The following is a 7,868-nucleotide window of genomic DNA, read 5'->3' on the forward strand; positions in this document are numbered from 1 at the left end:
TACTGAAATATTGCATATTTCGCTAACCGGTACAAATTAATGTGTTTAACTCAAGCAGCCCCAAAGGGAAATCTTTAAGGTTATGTTTTAATTGATATAATCCTATCGCTAACCGGCTAGAGAAATGATGAAAACTCGTGGTTAGCGCTCAGAGAATAAGTGTGTCTTTGAAGATATCTAGCGAAGGTTTGGCTCCATAGTGTTCCACCTGCTTGCGCCAATTTTTCCCTAACTTATAAAACCGTACACTATCGACGTCGGAGTCGATAATCTCCAATACTTTTGCTTTAAACGAGGGCCATTGCTCATAACCAATATCACACTCAAACACCGAGAACTGAACTCGAACGCCGTGATCAAGACATACTTTCGCCAGTCTACGTAGCCGTCTAGGGCCCGACGCATCCGCCATAGAAACATCATAGGTTAATAAGACCATCATGGTTTCATTTCCCTCTTTAGCGAATACAAAACGGCGGATAACACGTAAGGTCGCCTCGAATATGGCGAGCTAACAACATTGCCTGAATATGGGGGAGCAAACCTATAGCCACCGACTCCTGCAGAAATGGGTGGGTGATTGTCTCCAGCTTCTTCGCCTGGTAAGCAGCTAATACGCGCTTGCGTCCTGCATCAGTCAAAGATACAGCACCAGATACGGCAGTATCAAAGTCATCGGGCTTTATCTGCCTGCGATTGATCATGGTCAGTACCAACCGATCGATCACATAAGCACGAAACTCCTCAAGCAGATCCTGCGCCAAGCTGTCTCTGCCAGGTCGCTCAGCGTGCAGCCAACCCACTTGTGGATCCAGGCCGACTCCCTGAAGGGCTCCACTGACCTCTTTGCCCCACAACGAATACAAAAACGACAACAGAGCATTAACTGCATCGATTGGAGGACGACGATTACGCCCGGAAAACTCGAATCCTTCTGCGGTGATCAGTGTGTCGAAGGCTGAAAAATAGTGACGAGCCCCCTCCCCCTCAAACCCACGCACTGAATCAATGCTCTTTTGCACGGGCAAAGACTCAACAATCTGTCGCAAACGGCGAATGGCGGTATCTACCCTTGTGCTATGACCATGGTTTCTTAAATGACGCTGCAACACCGCCCTTGATGACTGAAGCTTAGCCGCAACAACCGCTTTGACAAAAGACAGTTGCTTCTCTTCGGGAAAATCAAACTGTGCCCGGCGAAGCAAGACGTTACCCTGCTGCTGCCCTACAACTCTGGCCTGATAACGGCCGAAGCGATCAAAGAATGCCAGTGATGTCCCCCGCTCACCGCAAAACCCCATCACCTGGGGCGACACCATGACCTGACCAAAACAAAAGATAGCCCCCACGGAATGGATGGGCAGTTGCATCAGTTTAGTGACCTTGCCATCCAGCCTCTGATCGACAACCAAGGTTTCCCGCTCTTTATGCAGGTAAGCCCCCTCCTTAGTGATGTATAAGCAGTTTTGCAGCGGCTTCATTGCTCCTCCTTGAATAGAGCTTGCTGGTAGTCCAGAGAGACATCCTCAGAAGACCATTTGGGTTGGCACAGCTCCACTAGAGAGCAGGCTCGACATCGGCCGTCGAAACAGGCCTCGGGCGTAAAACCACTGTCCAGCAGCGCTGCGACCTGAGCAATAACGCCAAATGTCTGTGCTCGCAGCTCTGAGTCCAGGAGGACAGCCACACGCCGTCGACTTTGCCAATACCATAGGGCACCAGAGTCCACCGATATGCCCAGCATCTCTTCAAGACACAATGCCTGAGCACACAGCTGTATTTCATCACTACGGTCGGATTTGGGGCGACCTCGCTTGTACTCAACAGGCGTCAGACGCCCCGATGCCAACTCCCTCTCCACCAGATCCAGTTTACCAATTAGGCGTAGAGAGGGAGCACTCACCTGCACGGCCCGCTCAAAGCGAACCCCCTTTCGAGTTTCCGGTTCACCGCTGTCCACCCTTTGATGGAGAAGGTTCCCATGAGCAGTCAGGTAGTTGTCTGCCCACGCCTGCTCGTTATGGATCAAAGCACACTGGCGCGAGCAGAAGGCATAGTGCTGCAATGCCGACAGAGGAATCCACCGTTGATCGCTCATAGTTAGAACAGCAATCGCTGATACAACTCCACACCTGCAGGCCAATTGCTCTCATCGATATTGAGCTGGTAATCACCGATACTGCGGGCAGGCCCGTCACTGCTCCGGGTAACCGACACCCGGTCAAACAGGCTGTGGGCCGGAGCATTGCCCAGCTCATTGTTGTGTTTGAACACCAACAGGGCTCTGGGTGCCATCTCGCCACGACTGGCAGAGCGATCATGATCAAACATCTGCTCCAGAGCAGTAAAGAACAGCTCCAAATCCTGCTCGTTGAAACCGGTTTGCTTTGCCAGATGAGAAGAGATAAAACCATGACAACGATAAAGGCCATAGGGCACTGTAAACTTGCGGCCCATGGTACGGTTATCGCCCTCTTGTGCCAGCGCTTCCTTTTCCGTCGCCACCGCCATCCGGGTAATGCTGTGCTCACTGCTAACAATGGGGTCAACCGAACGCGAGAAGGTTAATTGAATCGGCCCGCGCACCTGACCGCAATTGACCCCGGTGGACATCACCGCCCCAAAACTGCGCACATCAAAGAAGTTTTTGCACATCCATTGACGCGCCTCGGCGACTTTGTCTCCGCCTTTACGCTTCTTATCACCTTTGAGCAACTCTTCAGCACCGATCTCCACATAGGCCCGTTCATGCTGCTGGTTCAGCACCGCCTTCTCTTTAACGTAAATCTGATGGCCGGGTTCGTCACTCTTTACCAGTTCAACAAAGTTGCGCACCTTGCGCTTTAAACACACATCGGTCACCAGCCCCTGGCCGGTTTCAGCGTCCAATCTTGGCAGGTTTCCCGCGTCTGGGTCACCATTGGGGTTGCCATCCTTGACATCGAATAGCAGTACAAAGTCGTAACGGTTTTGCAGTTCCATGGTTCAATCCTTTTGGTGTTCGGTGGTGTTTGGTTGAGCATCGCCTTTGGTAAACAGCGCCTGCCTTTGGTGGTAGTAGCCCAGGGCAAACTGCCCCTGCTGCTCCAGGTTCAAGTGGGTTGGGAAATCAGCTATGTAGCCGGTGATCTCACCAATAAGCTTCTCCAGGTTGACGCGACGCCCCGGATTCAACTTCTTAAGGTGGTGAGTAGACAAGCGAATCAGCGTGGCAAAGACCGCAGAGGGAGTGCAGCTGGCACTGCTGTAGTAGCGATCCCGAATGCCACTGTTGGTGTCCCCTTGGGCCTCGCCCTGAAGCTTCTCCAGCACGGCGAACAACCGCCCCAGACAATAGCCAATGCGCCGCTCTTCAATATTCAATGACATAGCAAACTCTCCTTGAGATAGCGATGACGCAGCGCGCTGACGACTGCTGCGGTTCAAACAGGCCTTAATCAAACAGGCTCGGGTGTAATCCACCTGGCCACGTTCGGCCTTAATACGGCGAATCACCCCCTGATAGAGGGTGGCGGGCAGGGCCTGTCCCTGCAGCACCGCCAAATAGAACTCCGCCATCAAATTGGGCGGCAGATTATCGGCCTTGTGCAGCAGAGCGGTGCTGGTCATCAAACGGTACAGGGACGGATAGCCAAATTGCTCTCTTCCCACCATCTCCAGGTCATCAAACCATTGGCCGATGCGCGCCCCTATGGTGGCCACGGTGTCGGACAACCAGAAGCGCACCACAATTCGGGCGGGAGCATTCGGTGCCAAACCCAGCACATAGAACCTGAGGTTGTCATCAGGGGTCTGCGATGCACCGTTGGCCAGGCTGCGGTAATGCTCTATCACCTTATCGGTGTCCCGATCCGGGTTATCAGAGTGAGAAGCCAGCAAGGCAGTCAAATCACACTCTAGGGGGTGGGCTCTGGCCTCAGACCAGCACACCAAGGTGGTACCTGCCAGATAGAGCTTTTGCGGAGAGTCCGGTCTCAGCAGGTGGTTGAGGGCGGTGGCGTATTCAAACACCGATTGCTCTCCCACCGGGAAATTGGCTCCCTGCTTCTTGCCATAAGATTCAAACGCCGGGGCATTGATGGAGGCCAGCGGGGCAGGCTTACCGACTATCTGGCCAATGCCATCGTGCAACCGGGCGATGGGCTGGTGCTCGCCACTGACTAAGCACACTCCGGCTTCCCCGTCGCTGGTGCCGGTGGCAACCCATTGCTGGATGGCATCGGATTGACAACACAGATGCGATAGGCCTATGCGCTGGAACGCCATGTTGCAACCGGGGATCTTCAGACATTCGGCAAACAGCGGATCGTCCAACACCCGCTGGCGTTGCTCTGGCCTTCGCAAAAACGTCTTAACGGCGACAATGTCGTCGCAATGAGGCAGCGCCTCGGCCAGGGCATCAGTCTGGGAAACAAAACTGGCAAACTGGTTCTCCGCCAGGATCTGAGCTTTGTCGCTGACGGGTTGGTCCGGTTTCTCCAACTTAGGCTGGGCCAGCAGGTAGCCGACATGATCCCACAGCAGGTTAGCCACCTCGTAAGACTTTGCTCCAGTGCGCTTTTTGGCTTGAGGAATTATATAAGCGTGAGCCACCAGCTTTTTGCCCTTGGATTCACGGGTGTCCTTCAACTGAATAAACTGCCCCTGATCATCAATTACGATCACAAAGGGGATGAGCTTGAGCTCAAATCCCTTGGCGGGCAACCCCGACTCGCTGTCCTGACTCTTTCGCTGGTAGTAATCACATAGTGCTTGCAGAATCATCCCCGCACCTCCGCGCTCTCTGGCAAGGGCACCTGCACCACACCCTGGTGCATGGTGGCGCGATAAAACAGAGGCTGAGGATTGACTGGATCGCTAAAGTCCATATCAAACAGCATCCAACCCAGATCCCGGCTGTCATCAATGGCTGCTTCGGTCAGGGTCCCCTCCTCCACCAGAGAAAAGGCACAGGCAAATTCGCGGGTGCCTAGATAGGGCTGATTGATGCACTGACCTTTGGTAGCTCTGCGGCGAAACATCTGAGCAAACTTGGCGGCACTGTCTGCTGGGCCCGCTTTGTCGGTCAGCTCAAAGTCAGCGTGGATGCGATACGCCACATCCCGCAGCAACAGGCTGGCCCGCTGCTGACGCTCCTCTTCGATGTAACAGCCTAATGCGCCACTGCCGTTTTTACGGGCGGCGTTGACGCTATTTACTGGCACCACATTCCCCAGTTCATTGCGGCGCAAGTTAAACCAGCGAATGGGGCGGAGCACCTCAATCTTGCGGATACGCCAACGAATGGCAGGCTTCCATAAGATCGCCTCAAACAAACTGCGAGCCGCCGAAGGAGTGATGATGTCATAGCTGACCCGCTCCACCTTGAGCTCTGGCCGGGTAAAACAGGCAAACTCCCCCCGTACCTCAATACAAAATCCCATTCACATCTCCTGTTAACAAATTGATGCTTCGGCGCTGAGCAGCACCTCTGGTGGGCAAATCCCAAATTGCAGCCGATATTGGCAGCCCTCAAGTACCCATAGCCCTGCCCGGACATGAACCGCCCCCAGCCTGTGCAACCCCTGCACAAAGTACTCCGGCAGGGTCACCGTATAGCGCTGTAGCTTGCGCAGCAAAGCCCGTTGCATTGGGTTCTGCTCCAGAGCAGTCAACCAGCCATAAATGGGACTCTGCTCGATATCACCTTCAGGGTGATATGGCACAACCACTGCCACGCCAGCATCGTCAATCAGTCGAAAACGCTTGGCCGCCTCGCGAAACTTCAAAGTCACCGAACCAGTGGCACCATCGATAGCTGGGCTGAGTAGTGCATTGATGTCATGGGCATCGCGGCTGCCAGTCTGATTGAGCATTTGGAAGTAGCGTCTAAATGACTCCGGTGCAAGCGGGTCATTAAGATGACCCGCTTGGATTAACGCCATGGTGGACTGATGGGCATGGCGCAGAAACCCCGGCGGTGGCAGCGAGGGCGGGTTGAACACTACGACCTTGCCAAGACCGGATAACTTGCCCTCCCGATTACAGCGCCCAGCGCTCTGGGCAATGGAGTCCAACCCCGCCATCGCCCGATAAACCACCGGAAAGTCCACATCCACACCAGCTTCGATCAGTTGAGTGGAAATTACCCGAAGTGGCCGGTTGTCCTCACCCTCACGTCGAGCCTGGAGGCGCTCATTGATCAGTGTCAGTGTATGGCTTCGATGCTCAGCACACATCTGCGCCGAGAGGTGGAAAGTATTACCATCATCGGGCAATCTCAAGAACAGCTCCCTGGCCTCTTTGCGGGTGCTGACGATGGCCAAAACGCAGTTGTGTGTCAGCAGTTGTTCCGCCAGAGTTTCCCAGGAAATCTTCTCATCCCGACTTGGTAAACTGACCTCGACTCGCCTAAGCCTTTGTGCCAGCTCACCAGGATCTGGCATCAACTCTGTCACCCGTTCCAGCCCCTGTAACAGAGTGCGATTGCTGACTGCTTCACGCTGGGTCCCTAACTCAGGCTGGGTTGCCGTGCACAGAAGCCAGGTCACCCCGAAGTGACGAGACAAAGCCTGCATACTGCGAACGATGGGGGCATGAAACTCTTTGGGAAGCTGCTGAGCTTCGTCCAAAATGATTACCGCATCCTGCAGGTTGTGCAGTTTGCGACAGCGGCTGGTACGGCTGGCGTGGAGCGACTCAAACAGTTGAACATTAGTGGTAACCACCAAAGGCGCATCCCAGTTCTCACTAGCCAGCCTACTGCGCGCACTCTCTCTGGTGTCGGACCATTCCAGGTTGCTGTGATGCTCTAACACCGCATCGTCCCCCAACACTTGGCGAAACACCTGAGCATTCTGCTCAATGATGCTGGTAAAGGGGATGGCATAGACGATTCGACGTTTGTTGTGTCGTTTAGCATGTTCAAGGGCAAAGCCGAGGCTAGCCAAGGTCTTACCGCCACCTGTGGGTACCGTCAGGCTGAAAATGCCCGATGGGCCTTCTGCGCCTTGGATGCAGGCATCAAAGATAGTGCTACGAACTCGATTAAGAGGTGTGTCCTCTGCATAGAGTCGTAGCTTAGCCATCCAGCTATCAAAGCGTTCTCTGAGATCAGCCATTGAAGGCGCAGCGCCTCGCTGCTGAGATTGCTCAGGCTGCATGTAGGACTCGGTATCCAGGAAGTCGGCGTCCACCAGTGCAGAGAACAACATGCGTATCCAAATGGCGTAGGCATCAGGATCGCCCAGCGCTGTGGGTTTGCTCGGTAATTCCCCCTGCAAGATCTCCGATGGTATGGTCGCAGCGATGCTCGCTTGATATTCCGCAGGGCCAATTTCGCCCAGACGATAACTAAGACCGGCTCGCCCACCACTCCAATCTGGCAGGCCCGCATGATGACCGGCGATGACATACGCCAGCAATGATCCATATGCTGGCCCCAATTGCACCTGAGCATGCATAGCCCCAGCGGTAGAGTGAGTGACTCTTTGAGCACTCTGATCAGCATTTTCAATATGGGCATTTTGGCGCTCAAAACCGCTTTGAGTACGTATGTAATCCTGAAACGCAGCTTGGTACTTTCCTAGGTCATGCCAACGCCCTGCCAGCTCACCCCATGGAGCATTATCATTGCTCAAAAAGGAAGCGCAAAGTGCCGACACCTTGGAAAGGTGATCTTGCAACAGATGGGGCTCACGCCACCTTCTCTGGTCATCTTGTACTGCATGGGCAATCTCCCGTTGCAACAAACCGATCACCTCCATGATCTCGCTCTGCTGCCTAGGCAGGCTTTAGTAGCTATTTAATTGATAAGAAAGACTTAAAGTATCAAATTGACAAGCGAGTGATACTTGCCGCAGATCATGAAAATCAAAAATGACTGGAGT

The 7,868-nt window shown here is 53.9% G+C and carries 7 protein-coding genes; all 7 read right to left on the reverse strand.

Annotation, left to right across the window (positions count from 1 at the left end):
• Window positions 1-148 precede the first annotated feature (148 nt).
• The 7 genes from cas2 to H598_RS0122235 are packed head-to-tail and all read right to left on the reverse strand — an operon-like array spanning window position 149 to window position 7,745.
• Window positions 149-442 (reverse strand): CRISPR-associated endonuclease Cas2, encoded by a 294-nt coding sequence (gene cas2, locus H598_RS0122205; RefSeq protein WP_028114974.1) that lies wholly within the window; start codon window positions 440-442, stop codon window positions 149-151.
• 16 nt (window positions 443-458) lie between these two features.
• Window positions 459-1,481 carry a type I-C CRISPR-associated endonuclease Cas1c gene (gene cas1c, locus H598_RS0122210; protein ID WP_028114975.1) on the reverse strand — a complete coding sequence of 341 codons (1,023 nt, stop codon included), beginning with the start codon at window positions 1,479-1,481 and terminating at the stop codon, window positions 459-461.
• Window positions 1,478-2,098, reverse strand: a complete 621-nt coding sequence (gene cas4, locus H598_RS0122215; RefSeq protein ID WP_035416463.1) for a CRISPR-associated protein Cas4 — start codon at window positions 2,096-2,098, stop codon at window positions 1,478-1,480. Before cas4 ends, cas1c begins: the two co-directional genes overlap by 4 nt.
• Window positions 2,099-2,100: 2 nt before the next feature.
• Window positions 2,101-2,982 carry a type I-C CRISPR-associated protein Cas7/Csd2 gene (cas7c, locus tag H598_RS0122220; RefSeq protein ID WP_028114977.1) on the reverse strand — a complete coding sequence of 294 codons (882 nt, stop codon included), beginning with the start codon at window positions 2,980-2,982 and terminating at the stop codon, window positions 2,101-2,103.
• 3 nt (window positions 2,983-2,985) lie between these two features.
• A complete protein-coding gene (gene cas8c, locus H598_RS0122225; protein ID WP_028114978.1) occupies window positions 2,986-4,764 on the reverse strand; it encodes a type I-C CRISPR-associated protein Cas8c/Csd1 in 1,779 nt (592 codons plus the stop codon).
• Entirely contained in the window at window positions 4,761-5,423 is a 663-nt protein-coding gene (gene cas5c / locus H598_RS0122230; protein ID WP_028114979.1) for a type I-C CRISPR-associated protein Cas5c, read from the reverse strand. Before cas5c ends, cas8c begins: the two co-directional genes overlap by 4 nt.
• A 12-nt stretch (window positions 5,424-5,435) precedes the next feature.
• The gene (locus H598_RS0122235) at window positions 5,436-7,745 is read right to left on the reverse strand and encodes a CRISPR-associated helicase/endonuclease Cas3 (protein ID WP_035416465.1); all 2,310 of its coding nucleotides are present in this window, start codon (window positions 7,743-7,745) and stop codon (window positions 5,436-5,438) included.
• Window positions 7,746-7,868: the final 123 nt, after the last annotated feature.

It is taken from the genome of Ferrimonas kyonanensis DSM 18153 (genome assembly GCF_000425405.1).
In the GTDB taxonomy this organism is placed as follows: Bacteria; Pseudomonadota; Gammaproteobacteria; order Enterobacterales; family Shewanellaceae; genus Ferrimonas; species Ferrimonas kyonanensis.